Below are 16,452 nucleotides of genomic sequence, written 5' to 3'. Positions count from 1 at the left end.
GATACGCCATGACTCTCAGCATAGGCAAAGTCGCAAAGCTCTTCGGCATCTCGACGGAAACTCTGCGGTATTATGAACAGGCGGGCTTTCTCTCCCCGAAAAAAAACAGAGAAAACGGCTACCGCGAATACGATTTCGAAGATCTGTTTCTTCTCACCGATCTTCTGTTTTACCGCGACATCGGTATCCCCATCAAAGACATTCAGTCCATCTTCGGCGGTATGGAAGTAGACGAAGTGTCTGACCTGATCAGCGAAAAAAAGCAGGAGATCCACGCCAAGATCGAACGTCTCACCGACTCTCTGACCAAACTGGAAAACTGGGAGCAGATGCATCGGGAGTCTATCGAGTATCTGGGCCGCTTCGACATTCGCCCCATGCCTGTGGCGCTGCGGCGCAAGACCTCCTATGACGACTATGCGAAGATGCTCGCCACCTTCCGCAGAGACGCCCGGACAGAGCAGGATCTGGCGTTCTTTCTGACCTTTTCTTTCTTCTGTGATTTTTCCGAGGGAGAAGACCCTGAGCTCCACCGCTACATCTCTCTGGATAAAAGCGTGGCCAAGAATCTGCCCTTTGAATTTGTCAGCACCGGTCTGGTGGAGGAATCCGCGCCCCGCTGTCTGTTCACCGTCGTCCGCTACAAGCATGACGCCCGTCAGATGCTGACCCCTCTGCTGGAATACGCCCGGGAACAGCGCCTGCCTCTGACCGGACAGATCTACGGCCGCCAGAGCATCGTCTACTACGGGGCCGAGCCGGCTCAGGAATATTACCGGATCTACGCCCTGCTGTCCGCAGAAGAATAATTTCTCAACTATTTCACAAATATTTGAAAAACCTCTTGACCTTATAGTTACTATAGGGTTTATGCTAAAGGAGTAGAAACTTAAGGGAGCATCCGGATGCGCCTCACCCGTTTCTTTCACATATGATCCTGATAGAGGCATATGTCCAAAGCACAGGAGGTATTTTATTATGGAAACTGTATTTACACAACGACAAACCTATCCGCAATTTCTGCGGTTTATCTTCCCGTCGATCATGAGTATGATCGCCATCTCGTTCTACACCACCATCGACGGATTTTTCGTATCCCGTTTTGTTGGGCCGGAGGCGCTGGCTTCCATCAATATCATCGTGCCCTTCACCTGCGTGGTGTACGGTATCGCCCTCATGCTGTCCTCGGGCGCAGGGGCTTATGTGTCCATGAAGATGGGCGAGAGAAAAAAAGAGGAAGCAGACAGCCTGTTCACCTTTACAGTGGCGGCGCTCACGGTGATCGCTCTGATCCTGACCGTGATCAGTCTCGTCTTCCTGCAGCCCATTCTGCGTATGCTGGGCTCCACAGACGTGCTCATGCCCTATACCATACCCTACGGATTTGTGACGGTCCTGATGACGCTGCCCATGATGCTGAAACTGTTTTTCGAATATTTTGCCCGCGTGGACGGCAATCCTAATCTGGCCTTTGTCATGTCCACAGCCGGACTGATCCTGAATATCGTTCTGGACTTCCTGTTCATCGTTCCGATGAAGATGGGAATTCTGGGAGCTGCCCTGGGGACCTTTGCGTCCATCGCCATCTCCGGCGCCATGGGGCTTTGGTATTTCATGTCCCGGCGTTCGGTGCTGAGATTTACAAAACCGAAGGCGGATTTCGTATACCTGGGCAAGTCCTGCATCAACGGGAGTTCCCAGCTGCTGACGGAGCTGTCCACCGGCGTGGTCACGTTTCTGTTCAATATCATGATCCTGAAATACGAAGGAGAGCTGGGCGTGGCGGCCGTGTCCATCATCATGTTCCTCTACTACTTCTTTATCGCCGTATACATGGGGCTTTCCGCGGGAGCGGCCCCGATCATCAGCTACAGCTACGGCGCGAAGAATACCTGGAGGAGCCGTCTGGTACTGCGCCATTCCTACATCAGCCTTCTGTGGATGTCGCTGCTGATCTTCGCGGTCTCCTTCGCCGCCGGCCCGCTGCTGATCCGCATTTTCTCCACAGACGCCACGGTCATTCAGATCGCGGAGGCCGGAAACCGGCTGTTCTCACTGTGCTACCTGTTCGCGGGAGTCAACGTGTTTATGGCGGCCCTGTTCACGGCAGTGGGAAACGGCACGATCGCGGCCATCATTTCCACGCTGCGGTGTCTCGTCTTCTCTGCCGCTGCCATGCTGCTTCTGCCCATGGCCATCGGCGAGCCCGGCACCTGGCTGGCGATTCCCGTGGCTGAATTTCTGACCCTGTTCTTCGCCGTCTTCTTCTATCTGAGATATAAGAGCGGCATACTGCCCGAGGACGGCGAACCGGCCTGCAGCGCCAACAGCGGGGATATAGTAAAAAAGTTTCCTTTGGAAACATAATTCGCCCTGCGGGCTTACTTTCACAAGGTAAACTTTTTTGAAACATGGGGAAATATCAGCCGCCGCATCAGAGTAATCTTAAAAAAAGGAGGGCGGCCTGGAAGTCATTTCACGACTTCCGGGCCGCCCTCTTCGTCTCTCTTTAAAAAGCCGGAACTACCATTCGTCCGCCGGCTTCACCGACGATCATTCACAACAGTTATCCCCCGCCAGCTCCAGCAGTTCCTCCGCCCGATCTATGATAAAATCAGGCTTTTCCTCCCCGCACAGCGCCCTGGCTTCTCCGCAGGCAGCGCTCCAGCTCACCAGCGCCGTCTTCGCGCCCGCGCGGTTGCCGCAGACGATATCGTACACCGTGTCCCCCACCATCAGCGCTTCTTCCGGCTGGATCCCCAGACGGCGGATAGCTAACAGCGCGGGATCCGGGTCCGGTTTGTGCTTTTCCGTGTCGTCGCAGGTGACGATGGTATCAAAGCAGTCTGCCAGTCCGTATTTGTCCACTCCCTGCATGGTGGTGCGAAGCAGACGCGACGTTACGATAGCCGTCTTTACACCGCGTTTCTTCAGCTGGCGGACGGTCTCCTGCATCCCCGGAAACAGTTCGATCAGCTTTTCATAGCAGTCCACCTGATAGCTGCGGTAAATGTCCACGCATTTTTCCACATCCTCATCGGGAAAAAAGCGTTCCATAGTGTCGTGCAGGATCTCCCCGAAAGTGCAGTACAGCTCCGCCTCCGGCTTCTCAACGCCCTTCACTGTCCGAAAGGTGTGCTGCCAGGATTCTATGATGATATTGTTGGTATCCATCAGCGTTCCATCGTAGTCAAATAAAACTGCTTTTATGTTCTTCATCTTTACCTCTTTAAGTTCCAGTTGTTCTGTCCGTTCCGCCCGGATCCACCGCCGGCGTTCCGACGGTCTCCCGCCGGGCCGGAGCAGACCGGTCACAGCTTCATGGTCAGCGAGACCTTCTGCTTCTCGTAGTCGACGCTGAGGATCCTGACCTTTACCGTGTCGCCCACTCCCACCACGTCCATGGGATGCTTGACGTATTTATTGCTGATCTGAGAAATATGGACCAGCCCGTCGTTCTTGACGCCGATGTCCACGAATGCTCCGAAGTCCACCACATTGCGCACGGTCCCCGTCATCTCCATGCCCTCTTTCAGGTCCTCGATGGAAAGCACGTCGCTGCGGAATACCACCGGCGGCATGCCTTCACGGGGGTCTCTGGCCGGCTTCTTGATCTCCTGCACGATGTCGGACAGGGTGGGGACGCCGATCCCGATATCTCCGGCCATCTGCTCAATGCTCTTTTTCAGCCGCTGACGGCTGTCCTTCTTCTCCGGTTTCTTTTCCTTCAGCACGGCCAGCGCCGCCAGACCAGTGAGTCCCTGACCTCTGGAAGTATCCTGTTTCTTCGCGTTCTTCGCCCCCGCGCCCTTTTCCTGCGCCGGATATCTTTCCAGAATGCGCTCGTCGATCTGCTTGGCTCCGCCGCCTGTGATCTCCGCCTTGTCGATGCCCAGCTTCTCCAGCATCTGCTCCGCGGCGGCGTAGGACTCAGGATGCACGGAAGTGGCGTCCAGAGGATTTGTGCCGTCGGATATCCGCAGAAATCCGGCGCACTGGTTGAAGGTCTTTTCTCCCAGCTTGGCCACCTTGAGCAGCTCTCTGCGGTTGGTAAAACGCCCGTGCTCTTCCCGGTATGCCACGATGTTTTTGGCGATGCCGGCGTTGATCCCCGCGATGTAGGAAAGCAGCGACGGCGAGGCGGTGTTGAGATCCACTCCCACGCGGTTTACACAGTCCTCCACCACGTTGGTCAGCGCTCCGGAGAGCAGCCCCTGATTGATATCGTGCTGGTATTGGCCCACGCCGATGTGGCGGGGCTCGATCTTTACAAACTCAGCAAGCGGATCCTGAAGACGCCTGCCGATGGACATGGCGCCTCTGGTGGTCACGTCAAGATCAGGGTATTCCTCCGTAGCTACCTTGGAGGCGGAATACACCGAGGCCCCTGCCTCGCTGACGATGGTATAGTGCAGATCGTCGGTCACGCCCTGTTCCGCCAGTTCCCGGATAAGTTCCGCCACGAAACTCTCCGTTTCTCTGGAAGCGGTGCCGTTTCCGATGACGATGACGTTGGCCTTAAACTTCCTGATCATGGCGGTCAGCGTTTTTTTCGCTCCCGCGATATCCTTTTTCGGTTCTGTGGGGTAGATCGTTCCGTAAGCCAGCAGTTTTCCCGTATCATCCAGCATGGCCACCTTGCAGCCTGTCCGAAAACCCGGGTCGATGGACAGCACTCTGGCCCCCTTCACCGGCGGCGTCATGAGCAGCTTTTCCGTATTCTTGGCAAATACCTTCACCGCTTCCGTCTCCGCCCGTTCTGTGAGCTGACTGCGCATCTCACGCTCCACGGACGGGGCCATGAGCCTCTTGTACGCGTCCTCGACGGTCTCCCGCAAAAGCTCGGTGAAAATGCTCTTCTCGTTTTTGACCACCTGCTCCGTCAGCCAGCCGTGGATGCTCTCCACCGGCGTCTTGACCTTGACTTTCAGCTTCTTTTCTTTCTCGCCCCGGTTGATGGCCAGGACTCTGTGGTTGGGAATGGAAGCCAGAGGCTCGGAGCGGTCGTAGTACATATCGTACACCGTGCTCTCCTGCGGGTCCACAGCCTCAGTTTCGATCATGCCCTTTTCAAAGGTGGCGTTCCGCAGCCAGCCGTTATAATCGGGATCGTCGGCAATGATCTCCGCCACGATATCCATGGCGCCCTGCAGCGCCTCCCCGGCGTCCGCCACGCCTTTTTCCGCGTCTATGTAAGGCGCTGCCGCTTCCTCGGCTGTTCCGGCCGTCAGCTCCTGCCGCAGCATGAGGTCCGCCAGCGGCGCCAGCCCCTTCTCCCTGGCCTTGGACGCCCGCGTAGACTTCTTCTGTTTGAAGGGCTTATACAGATCCTCAACTCTCTGCAGGACCTCCGCCTTGCGGATCTCCGCCTCCAGTTCCTCCGTCATCTTCCCCTGTTCCTCGATCAGACGGATGACCTCTTCTTTGCGCTCGTCCAGATTGCGCAGGTACGTGAGCCTCTCGTCCAGATCGCGGAGCACCACGTCCGTCAGACCTCCGGTCATTTCTTTTCTGTACCGGGCGATAAAAGGGATGGTGTTGCCCTCGTCTATCAAAGCGATGGTTGCCTCCACCTGGGACACCTTCAGATGAAATTCCTGCGCCAGTTTTTCTGCGATCATTGTCATACGTACGTTCTCCTTTTCCTGAAACCTTTCGTGCGTTTACGTCCCGGTATCTTTCAGCCGCGGCGGCCGCGCCGCCACGCCCCGGCCGCCCTTTGTCCGGCGGACCGGCGGCTCACTTTTCAGTTCTGCAGACCGCGCCGTCACGCAGCCCCGCCTTCTCCCGTCTGCTGCCGCGGACTGTTGAATACGTGTATTTTTCCACTGTCGTTCAAATTTTTGATCACGATCGCCATGAACGGCATAATGACGATCCCCAGCGCCCCAAAGAGCTTGACGCCCACGAACAGGCACAGCAGCATGACCAGCGGCGGCAGACCCACCTGGTTTCCCACGATCTTGGGTTCGATGATGTTGCGCACGACAGTGACGAACAGATAGACGCAGACCAGCCCCGCCGCCATGCCCATATCTCCCGTAATAAATTCGATGATGATCCATGGTATGACCACGCCGCCTGTGCCCAGCACCGGCAGAATATCCACCAGCGCGATGACCGCCGCCTTGCTCAGCGCTCCGTCAACGCCCAAAATGCTGAATCCTATGTAAAGCTCCACAAAAGTGATGAACATGATCGTGGCATAGGAACAGATCATTTTGAACACTGTGCCTACCACATAGTCTTTAATATCGAATATGATGCTCTGCTTTTTCTCGTCGAACTGCGCCACGATAAATGTGGTGATGCGGTAATAATCCATAGCAAAGAAAAACGACGAGATAATAGAAAACAGCACCGACACAAAAAAGACCGGCACTGAAGATGCGGCCCCCGAGAGGACGCCCACCGTCCCCCTGGAAAAGCCCGTTATAAGCTGCGCCATCTGCCCGATGGCGTCGACGGCCAGGTTCTGGAGCTGATCGATCCACACCGGGTCCAGCAGGGAGAGCTGCTTTTCCGCCTCTCCCACCAGGGCCAGCAGCGCCGGCTCCAGCGTCTGATCGTAAAACTCCGGCAGCTGGAGGATCCACTCCTTAATATTCGCCGCCAGCATGAAAACGGCGTAGGCGATCCCCACGCCGATGGTGGCGTAAAACAAAAGCACGGTGACGGCCGCCACCGGCTTTCTCTTAATGTGTGTCGCGGCCGCTATCCCGTTGATGACCGGCTTCAGCACGAAAGCCACGCCGAAGCCCACCACAAACGGCATGAGCCAGAACAGGGCGTAGCGAAACACAATATACACGATCGCGGCGACTGTCGCGCAGTACGCCGCGTTGATCAAAAAGCGTTTTCTCTTCTCAATATCCATTTTTCTTTCTCGCATCAAGACTGGCGTTGATGAAATAGTCCAGATCGCCGTCCATGACCGCCTGTACGTTCCCCACCTCTGCACCGGTGCGGTGATCCTTCACCATGGTGTAAGGATGGAAGACGTAGGAGCGGATCTGGTTCCCCCAGGTGATCTGTCCAAAGTCGCCCTTCAACTCATCGATCTTATCTTTATGCTCCTGCTTTGCCAGCTCGTAGAGTTTGGCCGCCAGCATGCGCATGGCGTACTCCTTGTTTTGATGCTGGGAGCGTTCATTCTGACAGGACACGACGATGTTGGTGGGAAGATGGGTGATCCGGATCGCCGAATCCGTCTTGTTGACGTGCTGTCCGCCGGCCCCGCTGGAACGGTAGGTATCGATCCGCAGGTCCTCCGGATTGATCTCCACTTCCACGGCGTCGTCCAGTTCCGGCGTCACATCCAGCGACGCGAAGGACGTGTGCCGCTTTTTTGCCGTATCGAAGGGAGAGATGCGCACCAGCCGGTGAACTCCTTTTTCCGTCTTCAGATAACCGTAGGCGTTTTCTCCCTCCACCAGCAGCGTGGCGCTCTTGATCCCGCCTTCCGTATCCCTCTGGAAGTCCAGGATCCTTACGCGGTAGCCCTTTTTCTCTGCCCATCTGGTGTACATGCGCAGCAGCATTTCCGCCCAGTCCTGTGCATCCAGTCCGCCGGAGCCGGGATGGATGGAAACGATAGCGTTGTTCCCGTCGTATTCCTCGTTCAAAAGCGTGATCAGACGAAGGGCCTCCGCCTCCTCCTTAAACGCCTCAAAACTCTTTTTAATGTCCCCAGCCGCCGCTGCGTCGTCCTCCTCCTCGGCCATATCTATGAGAAGTTCGATATCGGACAGCTCCTGCTGCAGACTGCGGAAGTGTTCCAGCTTGTTTTCCAGGCCCTTTTTTTCCTTGAGCAGCTTCTGCGCCTGCTCCACGTTGTCCCAGAAGCCTTCCACTTCCACTTTTACGTTCATGTCCTCAAGTTTATTCTCAATACCGGCGACGTCAAAGAGACTCTCCGAGTTTCGCAAGCATCTCCGCCGCCGCGGGAAGTTCAAATTTTACCTGGTCCAGTTCTACCATATCGATCGGGCCTCCTTTTTGCTTTCCGTATTGAAATCTGCTTATTTATAAACCAGCTTTAAAAACCAGCCGGCGATAGGCTAATCTTCCAGATGCGCGCCGCAGCACTTTTTATATTTCTTGCCGCTGCCGCAGGGACAGGGATCGTTTCTGCCCACGGTCGGTTCCTTGTGAACGGGCATCTGCTTGCCCTGACGCTCCGGCACCTTGGTCTCCTTCGGCAGGGGCCGGCCCTCTTCGTCCGTCATAGTGCCGTCCGCTTCCTGCTTCACGCCCTGACCCTGGCCGATGACCTGCTTTCTCTCCGTAGTAGTCTGAATGGTGACGTTAAAGCAGAACTTGATCGTATCGTCCTTGATGGCCTTGATCATCAGTTCAAACATATCGAAGCCTTCGTTTGCGTAGGCTCTGGCCGGATCCTCCTGACCCAGAGCCCGCAGGCCGATGCCGGACTTGAGCTGATCCATGGCGTCGATGTGATCCATCCACTTGGTATCCACCACTCTCAGCAGGATCATGCGCTCCAGCTCCCGCATTCTCTCTTCGCCGATCTCCTGCTCCTTCTCCTCGTACAGCTTTTCAAAGCGCTCCATCGTATCCTCGATCAGCGTATCCTTCGTCAGATCGTGCAGGCTGTCTTCGCCATATTTTACGCCTTCAAAGCGGCCGCAGTACCGCTGCATTTTCTGATTGTAATCCTCCAGGTCCCATTCTTCGGCAAACTTGGAGGTGTGAGAGCAGTAATCAGCATTTTCCTCCACGATCTCCCGCACCATGGAAAGGACGTGATCCCGGAGGTTTTCCCCGTACAGCACCCTGCGGCGCTCGCCGTAGATCACTTCTCTCTGCTTGTTCATGACGTCGTCGTACTGCAGAACGTATTTACGAATGGAGAAGTTTCTGCCTTCCACCTTCTTCTGCGCGCTCTCGATCGAACGGGTCAGCATGCCCGCCTCGATGGGTTCGTCCTCCGCCACGCCCAGCTTGCCCACCAGGCCCTGAATGCGTTCGCCGCCGAAGAGACGCATGAGTTCGTCTTCCAGCGAGATAAAGAACTGCGTGGAACCGGGGTCGCCCTGACGTCCGGCACGGCCCCGCAGCTGATTATCGATACGCCTGGACTCGTGCCGCTCCGTACCGATAATGTGCAGTCCCCCTGCTTCTCTCACCTTCTCCTGCTCTTCCGCCCGTTCTTCTTTGAACCTGGCCAGCAGTTCGCCGAACTTGGCCCGCGCCTCGATCAGATCCGGCTCATCCAGAGGAATAAAGCTGGAGGCGTAGGAGATGGCCGTATCGCTGTAGCCCATCTTCTTCATTTCCTTACGCGCTTCGAACTCCGGGTTGCCGCCCAGAATAATATCCGTACCACGGCCCGCCATGTTGGTGGCGATGGTGACGGTGTTCAGACGGCCCGCCTCGGCGATGATCTCCGCCTCGCGCTCATGCTGCTTGGCGTTCAGCACATTGTGTTTGATGCCTTTCTTCTTCAGCAGTTCGCTGATGGCCTCGGATTTTTCGATGGAGATCGTGCCCACCAGAATCGGCTGGCCCGTGGCGTGGCGCTCCTCGATCTGATTGACGATAGCCAGGAACTTACCGTGCTCCGTACCGTAGACCGAATCGTCCATATCGATCCTGGCGATGGGCTTGTTGGTGGGAATGACAACCACATCCATGTTGTAGATATCTCTGAATTCCTGTTCCTCCGTCTTGGCCGTACCGGTCATACCGGCCAGCTTCTGATACATACGGAAGTAATTCTGCAGGGTGATGGTGGCCAACGTCTTGGATTCCTGACGCACTTCGATGCCTTCCTTGGCCTCGATGGCCTGATGCAGCCCGTCGCTGTACCGGCGTCCAAACATCAGACGGCCGGTGAATTCGTCTACGATGACGATCTCGCCGTCCTTTTCGATATAATCCACATCTCGCTTCATCAGGTTGTGCGCCTTCAGCGCGATGTGCACGTGATGGTTGATCTCCATATTTTCCGGATCGGAGAAGTTTTCAATGCCGAAGAACTTCTCGCACTTGGCCACGCCTTCCTCGGTGATGGACACGGTTTTGTCCTTCTCGTCCATAGTAAAATCCTCGTCCAGCCTGAAGGTCCGCACGAAGTCGTTGGCGATCCGGTAAAGATCGGTGGATTTCTCCCCCTGACCGGAAATGATCAGCGGCGTTCTGGCCTCGTCCACCAGGATGGAGTCCACCTCGTCCACGATGGCAAAGTTCAGTTCGCGCTGCATCAGCGCTTCCCTGTAGATGACCATATTGTCCCGCAGATAATCGAAACCGAACTCATTGTTGGTTCCGTATGTGATATCCGCCTGATAGGCCGCCTTTCTGGCCTCGGTGGTGATCCCGTGGACCACGCAGCCCACAGTCAGGCCCAGGAAGGTGTAGAGCTTGCCCATCCACTCCATGTCCCGCTTGGCCAGATAATCGTTGACCGTGACCACGTGGACGCCTTTTCCCTCCAACGCGTTCAGATAGACCGGCAGCGTGGCCACCAGAGTCTTTCCTTCACCGGTCTTCATCTCGGCGATCCGGCCCTGATGCAGGACCACGCCGCCGATGAGCTGGACCCGGAAATGTTTCATTCCCAGGCTCCGATACGCCGCTTCCCGGCATACCGCGAAGGCTTCCGGCAGGATATCGTCCAGCGTCTCGCCGTCCTTCAGGCGTTCCCTGAATTTGACGGTCATCCCCCGCAGCTCCTCATCGGAGAGCGCCTGCATCTGTTCGTCCAGCACCTCGATCTTATCGACGATCTTCTCTACTTTCTTTACTTCCTTGGCGTTCAGATCGCCAAAGATCTTTTCCATTAGTCCCATGGTAAATTGTCCCTTCTTTCTATTGCTCCCGCCGGCGTCTTGCACACTCCGCGAAAAACGCCGCCGGCAGTGCCGCGGCGCCGGCCGGCGCCGCGGATCTCTTTTCTGCCGCTCCGCTGCGGGTCTTCTTCTCTACTGTTCTGTTTCTACTGTTCTGTTTTCTTTTTCCGGCCTGTTTTCCTTTGCCGGTCCGGCCGCCGAAGGCATGGCCCCCGGCAGACTTATCCTCTGATATATACTGAGACATTATATTATACCATGTCATTCCTTGAAAAGCAAAAAGGGCTTTCGCCCTTTTTGTAAAGATTTCGTGTTATTTCGACGGTTTATTTGTGATGGGGCCGCAACCCCTCAATTCAGAAAGCAAAACGTATCGATGATACGCTGCGACGTCCCGTCTTGCAGAGTCAGAGCGACCGCCGCTCTTGCCGCCAGATAATGGTCCGCTGACGCGCCCTGATTTCCAGCAGCCACCTTATTCCGTCCAGTCAGTTTTTGTGGTACAATTGTAGGGACGCCCGCCCGGATGAAGACCGGGCGGAAATATTAGTGAGCGGCGGAGGGAGGGAAGCAGGCTGTGAAACTTAAGAAACAGCGGGAACCAGGCGCGGATCGACTGAAAAAAACAGTACCTGGACCGACCGAAAAATCAGTACCTGGACCGACCGAAAAATTAGACGCTGCAGCTGATACAGGCCCAGAGACAGCAGCAGCAACTGAAGAATTCGCCGGACCCGAATCAGGATTTCGTGAAAGTCCGGTCTCTGGATCAGCCCTGGTATCCGATAAAAAAAATACCTGCAAAACGCCCTTTGCCCGTCGGCTGAAAGGCTGGCTTTTTACACACCGCAGGCAGTTTGTAATGGCTGGCGCATTTTTTGTGCTCTCCCTTCTGCTGATCTTTCTTGGCCGTCACGTGGACGGCTTTGGGCCGGCCTACAACCGCTATGTCTACCCGCTGCTTCCCGGCACGCTGGGACGGATCCTGTCCCCTCTGCCCTTTTCCCTGTTTGAAGCGCTGATCTGTCTGGCCATACTCCTGACCGGAGGATTTTTGCTGTTCGCCGTCTTTGCCCTGTGGCGGCGCGGCGGACGCCGGATCCTTCTGCGTATAACTGGCCGGGCGGTTCCCGTCGTCCTGTGCGTAATCTCCGCAATGTTTCTGACCCAGACGCTGACCTGTTTTCTAAACTACGGACGGATGGATTTTTCAGAGGAGATCGGCCTGGCCGTCTATCCCGCATCCGACGAGGAGCTCAAAGAGCTGTGCGGCCTTCTCATCGACGATCTGTACGCGGTCATCGAAGAGTCGGGATACGAACGGGGCTCCGCCGGACAGCTGGCGCAAAGCGAATCGGCGCAGGACGCCCCAGGATCGGATGAGTCTTCCGCTTCTCTGCGCGACAAAATGATCCATCCCAAAACAGGCGGCGCTACCTCCGCACAGAGCGGATCGAACGCCGTCTCGGCCGGTTCGCTTTCGACCGGTTCCGCTCTGGCCGGTTCACTTTCGACCGACTCCGCTCTGGCCAACTCCGTCTCGGCCGGTTCAGTTTCGTCCGGCTCCGCTCTGGCCGGTTCAATCTCAGCCAACTCCCTTCCGGCCGGGGCCCCCCTGCATTTCAGTCAGGATGGAACGCTTCTGCTGGACAACATCGACGTCCGGCGGGAAGCCAGAGCCGCCATGGAAAAGTTGGGCGCCACCTATCCATCCCTGTCCGGATTTTATCCCAATCCCAAGCCCATCTTCTTTTCCCGCGCCATGTCTACCGTAAGCCTGACCGGGATATTCTCCCCCTACACCACGGAGGCGAATTACAACCGGGATGTAACGCCTTACGTCATCCCATATACGATCTGCCACGAATTGGCTCACGTGAAAGGTTTCATCAAGGAAAACGAGGCCGGATTCATCTCCTATCTGGCTTGCCTGGGCGCTGACAGTCCTCAGCTGCGGTACAGCGGCGCGCTGAACGCGCTGTCCTACAGTCTGAACGCTCTGTACCAAAACGTAACGCCCGAGGAATATCAGGCCGTTCTGCGCACGGTACCCGCCCAGGCGCTGGCGGATCTGCAGGCTAACCAGACTTACTGGCAGCAGTTCCGCAAAGGCGTCCGCGGCGCCATCTCTCAGACGGCCAGAGCCGCCAACGACAGCTATCTGCGCGCCAACGCCCAGAGCGACGGGGCCAAAAGCTACGGCCGCATGGTGGATCTCCTGCTGGCCTACTATAAGATCGGCGCGGAGGGGATCTGATCTTCTTTCCCCGCATACCACAAAAGCGGCTTCGCCCTTCTTCCAGAAAACCGGTGATCACTGTGTTCACCCTAGGCTGGAAGCAGCCGCAAGGGTTGGACTGACGGCGCGAACGCCCAGCGCCGGCCCTGGGCTGACAGGCGTGGTCTTGGACTGACAGGCGTTAGCCGACGGACGTGGCAGCGGCGTTGTTAACTGATGGTGGACGTGGGCCGGCGCGGCGTTAGTACTGGACTGTTGAACGTGAGCGGACGGCATGGGTTACGGCCGGCGGCCGGGCGCAGGTTTTGGACGTGAATAACCGTCCGCCAGGCGGTCAACGGTGCGAAATATGCGAATACGCAAAAAATATTTAATTATCACCGAATACGAGCTGAAATATAGGCGAAAAAAGATAAAAAAATGCGTTATCGCCTATTTTGCTTCAAAACATTACCATTTTAACGGGTTTTCGAAGGTATTTTGGGTGAAACGGGAGATTTTTTTGCGTTTTCGCATATCTGCCGTCTCTGCACACCAGCCCCGGGAAGCCCCGACCAGCCCCGGGAAGCTTGACACTGGCGGAAAGAAGCAAACCGCGCGCTGATGCGCCAATGCATCAAGGCAATTCACCCCCGGCACCCCGTTTTTGCGGATATTTTGTGGACATATTGCGGACATTTTATAGGACGAGCCGAAGGCCGGAGAGGAAGGACAGGACAGAAAAGAGAATGAAAAAGAAAAAGGATACGTCACCGGTATTGTCTCCGGCGCGTATCCTTTTTCCGTAATGTATGTGTAGTGTCTGGCCTTACGCCGCCAGAGCGCGCAGATAGGATCCGATCCTTTCAGCGCGTATGTCTCCGCCGACGGAAAGCTGGAGAAGAGTAACGCAATGTTATATGGTTACAGATCATATAGTGATACAGCGATATGGAAAATCGCATACCGCTTATCGCTATACCAAAATGTCATTCTCTCATTTTCCCGTGAAAGCCGGCTTCCTTTTTTCGATGAAGGCGCGCATGCCTTCTTTCTGGTCCGCCGTGGTGAAAAGTCCGCACCATTCTTCCGTTTCAAAGTCGATGCCTTCCTCTGCCGTCGGGCAGGACAGCGCTTTTTTGACGGTTCGTTTTGCGGTCCGAAGAGCTACCGGCGCTCTTTTCGCCAGCTTTTCCGCCCACTTCATCGCTGTTTCCATCAGCTCTGCCTGAGGGACTACCGTATTGACCAGTCCCATGTCCAGCGCCTCCTGAGCGCCGATCTGTTTCCCAAAGAGAATCAGCTCCAGCGCTTTCGCCTCGCCGACCAGACGGGGCAGTCTGACGTTGCCGCCGGCGCCGGGCATAATTCCCAGATTCGTCTCCGGCAGTCCCAGCTTCGCTGAATCCGTCGCGATCCGCAGATCACAGCACAGAGCCAGCTCAAGCCCGCCCCCCAGCGCATAACCGCCCATGGCCGCTATCGTGGGTACTGCCAGCGCAGCAAGCTTATTGTAGGTGGGGCTGAATCCGAAGGCCCTTGCGCCCTGGGGATCGCAGTCCACCATGCCTTTTATATCCGCTCCTGCTGCAAAATGTTCTGTCCCACCCACGATCAATACGCGCAGTGTTTTGCTTTCCGCCAGCTTGTCCAGCAGCGCATCCATCTCGTCCACGATCTCCCGGCTCAGCGCGTTCAGCGCCTCCGGACGGTCGATCTGCATGACGCCTACGCCCTCGTGTTCTTTATATTGAATCATCTTACTTACCTCTCCCTGCGAAACGGAGAGACCGGCCGCCAAGGCCGGCGTCTCTGCTCCGATCTTTCTATAGAATCAGAAGCACTGCCATCCCTATTTTCGACGAAATTCGCCAGAATCCCGTCTCATTTCTATTATCTCTCAATTCTTACTTATCCAGCCCCAAATCCCCGGGCGGCAGTGCTTCAGCTCCTCTGAATCTCATATTTCCGGCATACTTCGCCGGCTGCTTCTGCCCGGCCCGCCGACGCTGTTCCAACACCGCTCCAGCCAGCCGGCGCCGTTTCAGGCGCCTCTGTTCGAGCCGCCAGCAACGCTGTTTTGACGCGGCCCGGCAGCTCAGCGGCCCGGCGGTCCGTCTCCTGACTCCGGTTCTATTCCTTAATGCCGGCGATGTCCTTAGCCAGCTGCTTCTTTCCGTTGATGTTGCCCTGTCTTGCGATCATGATCCGCTGCGCCTGCGGCGATCCCGCTCCATGCATGGACTCTGTACGGTATCCCACCGCCGAGCTCCCCAGACAGATGTTCTCCAGGAACCGCAGTACTCTCATCCTATCTTCCGTCTTCACTCCTTCGCGGGCCACATAGAACTTATTGCACACCTCTCCGATGGTCTCGCCTTTCTTTCCCACCACAACGTCCGACTTGAAGTCCTTCTCCGACGGCATCGTCACCATCAGACCTCCTGCGATGTCCTCCGCCAGTCTCACGATCTCATACGGAAAACGCGTTACGTTCTGCTTGCACACGTTCGCCAGCAGCAGGTCGATCTGGTAGTTCCCCGCCTTCGTCTGGAATCCCTCCGACGAACACGCGATCCCGCAGGCGTACAGCGTCTCGTTTAAGTGCGTCATCTCGATCAGCTTATCCTTCACGTGGGACGCCTTCTCCGCTCCGTTGTACTCCGCCGCCAAAGCCGCCGCTCCGATCACCACGTCGCCGACTCCTACCTTGCATCCTCCGTAGCTCTGTCTGTGGTATCCCGCAAACCGCTCCACCATCATTCCCGCAAACTCATATTCGCCCGCCAGGAACACGTACTCGTTGGGGATGAACACGTTGTCCAGCACCACCAGCGCTTCCTGGCCTCCGAACTGTTTGTTGCCCAGGTCCACGTCCGCTCCCTCTTCCAGCTTCCTGGTGTCGCAGGACTGACGGCCGTAGATCATGTAGATCCCGTCCGCATCCGACGGACAGGCGAAGGATACCGCATAGTCTTTGTCCGCCTCTCCCATGGCGATGGTGGGCATGAACAGATGCCAGTGGGAGTTGATGGAGCCTGTCTGATGGCACTTGGCCCCGCTGACTACGATGCCGTCCTCCCGTCTCTCCACGATGTGCACGAACAGATCCGCGTCCGCCTGCTGGCTGGGGGACTTGCTCCGGTCTCCCTTGGGGTCGGTCATGGCTCCGTCCACTGTCAGATCCTCATCCTGGACCATGGTGAGGAATTTCTTGAAGTTCTCATGGTAGTTGGTGCCGCATTTCTCATCGGTCTCAAAGGTGGTGGAGAAGACGGCGTTGAAGGCGTCCATGCCCACGCATCTCTGGAAGCAGGAAGCGGTCTTCTGTCCCAGCAGTCTCTGCATCTTGACTTTATTCTTCAGGTCTTCGGTGCTCTGGTGGAGATGGCCGAAGCGGTTGATCTTCTTTCCCGTCAG

The 16,452-nt window shown here is 56.4% G+C and carries 10 protein-coding genes; 3 read left to right on the top strand and 7 right to left on the bottom strand.

From position 1 onward, the window contains the following. The first annotated feature begins 8 nt into the window (after positions 1–8). Both E0E37_RS02245 and E0E37_RS02240 read left to right on the top strand, forming a co-directional pair. A complete protein-coding gene (locus E0E37_RS02245; protein WP_130861350.1) occupies positions 9–809 on the top strand; it encodes a MerR family DNA-binding transcriptional regulator in 801 nt (266 codons plus the stop codon). Positions 810–978: 169 nt separating this feature from the next. Further along, the gene (locus E0E37_RS02240) at positions 979–2,367 is read left to right on the top strand and encodes an MATE family efflux transporter (RefSeq protein ID WP_130861349.1); all 1,389 of its coding nucleotides are present in this window, start codon (positions 979–981) and stop codon (positions 2,365–2,367) included. 186 nt (positions 2,368–2,553) lie between these two features. On the opposite strand, the gene E0E37_RS02235 is transcribed toward E0E37_RS02240, so the two are convergent. The 5 genes from E0E37_RS02235 to secA all read right to left on the bottom strand — a co-directional run bounded on the left by E0E37_RS02235 (position 2,554) and on the right by secA (position 10,814). Then, positions 2,554–3,219 carry an HAD-IA family hydrolase gene (locus E0E37_RS02235; protein ID WP_130861348.1) on the bottom strand — a complete coding sequence of 222 codons (666 nt, stop codon included), beginning with the start codon at positions 3,217–3,219 and terminating at the stop codon, positions 2,554–2,556. A 92-nt stretch (positions 3,220–3,311) separates the two neighbouring features. After that, entirely contained in the window at positions 3,312–5,627 is a 2,316-nt protein-coding gene (locus E0E37_RS02230) for a Tex family protein (RefSeq protein WP_130861347.1), read from the bottom strand. A 140-nt stretch (positions 5,628–5,767) separates the two neighbouring features. Next, positions 5,768–6,877 carry a sporulation integral membrane protein YtvI gene (gene ytvI / locus E0E37_RS02225; RefSeq protein ID WP_130861346.1) on the bottom strand — a complete coding sequence of 370 codons (1,110 nt, stop codon included), beginning with the start codon at positions 6,875–6,877 and terminating at the stop codon, positions 5,768–5,770. Then, positions 6,867–7,980, bottom strand: a protein-coding gene (gene prfB / locus E0E37_RS02220) for a peptide chain release factor 2 (RefSeq protein WP_207302907.1) whose coding sequence is annotated in 2 segments (ribosomal slippage) — positions 6,867–7,904 and positions 7,906–7,980 — 1,113 coding nt in all. Because the reading frame shifts where the segments join, the coding sequence is not laid out codon by codon here. Before prfB ends, ytvI begins: the two co-directional genes overlap by 11 nt. 80 nt (positions 7,981–8,060) lie before the next feature. After that, positions 8,061–10,814: a preprotein translocase subunit SecA gene (gene secA, locus E0E37_RS02215; RefSeq protein ID WP_130861345.1), complete on the bottom strand. Its 2,754-nt coding sequence runs from the start codon at positions 10,812–10,814 to the stop codon at positions 8,061–8,063. Between the two features lie 916 nt (positions 10,815–11,730). Between secA and E0E37_RS02210 the strand changes: the two genes are divergently transcribed. Then, entirely contained in the window at positions 11,731–13,071 is a 1,341-nt protein-coding gene (locus E0E37_RS02210; protein WP_408608640.1) for a DUF3810 domain-containing protein, read from the top strand. 958 nt (positions 13,072–14,029) lie between these two features. Here the strand turns inward: E0E37_RS02210 and E0E37_RS02205 are convergent. Then, positions 14,030–14,791, bottom strand: a complete 762-nt coding sequence (locus tag E0E37_RS02205) for an enoyl-CoA hydratase/isomerase family protein (protein ID WP_130861343.1) — start codon at positions 14,789–14,791, stop codon at positions 14,030–14,032. A 374-nt stretch (positions 14,792–15,165) separates the two neighbouring features. Beyond that, on the bottom strand, positions 15,166–16,452 hold a 1,287-nt coding region (locus tag E0E37_RS02200; RefSeq protein ID WP_130861410.1), incomplete at its 5' end, for a 4-hydroxyphenylacetate 3-hydroxylase family protein.

The organism is Bacilliculturomica massiliensis, from assembly GCF_900605495.1.
Classification (GTDB): Bacteria; Bacillota; Clostridia; order Peptostreptococcales; family Anaerovoracaceae; genus Bacilliculturomica; species Bacilliculturomica massiliensis.
This window is presented reverse-complemented; position numbering and strand designations above follow the sequence as displayed.

Bases quoted from the DNA above. Each gene is read 5' to 3' on its own strand.
- ytvI (WP_130861346.1), bottom strand. From the start codon at position 6,877: ATGGATATTGAGAAGAGAAAACGCTTTTTGATCAACGCGGCGTACTGC.
- E0E37_RS02245 (WP_130861350.1), top strand. From the start codon at position 9: ATGACTCTCAGCATAGGCAAAGTCGCAAAGCTCTTCGGCATCTCGACG.
- E0E37_RS02240 (WP_130861349.1), top strand. From the start codon at position 979: ATGGAAACTGTATTTACACAACGACAAACCTATCCGCAATTTCTGCGG.
- E0E37_RS02205 (WP_130861343.1), bottom strand. From the start codon at position 14,791: ATGATTCAATATAAAGAACACGAGGGCGTAGGCGTCATGCAGATCGAC.
- E0E37_RS02230 (WP_130861347.1), bottom strand. From the start codon at position 5,627: ATGACAATGATCGCAGAAAAACTGGCGCAGGAATTTCATCTGAAGGTG.
- E0E37_RS02235 (WP_130861348.1), bottom strand. From the start codon at position 3,219: ATGAAGAACATAAAAGCAGTTTTATTTGACTACGATGGAACGCTGATG.
- secA (WP_130861345.1), bottom strand. From the start codon at position 10,814: ATGGGACTAATGGAAAAGATCTTTGGCGATCTGAACGCCAAGGAAGTA.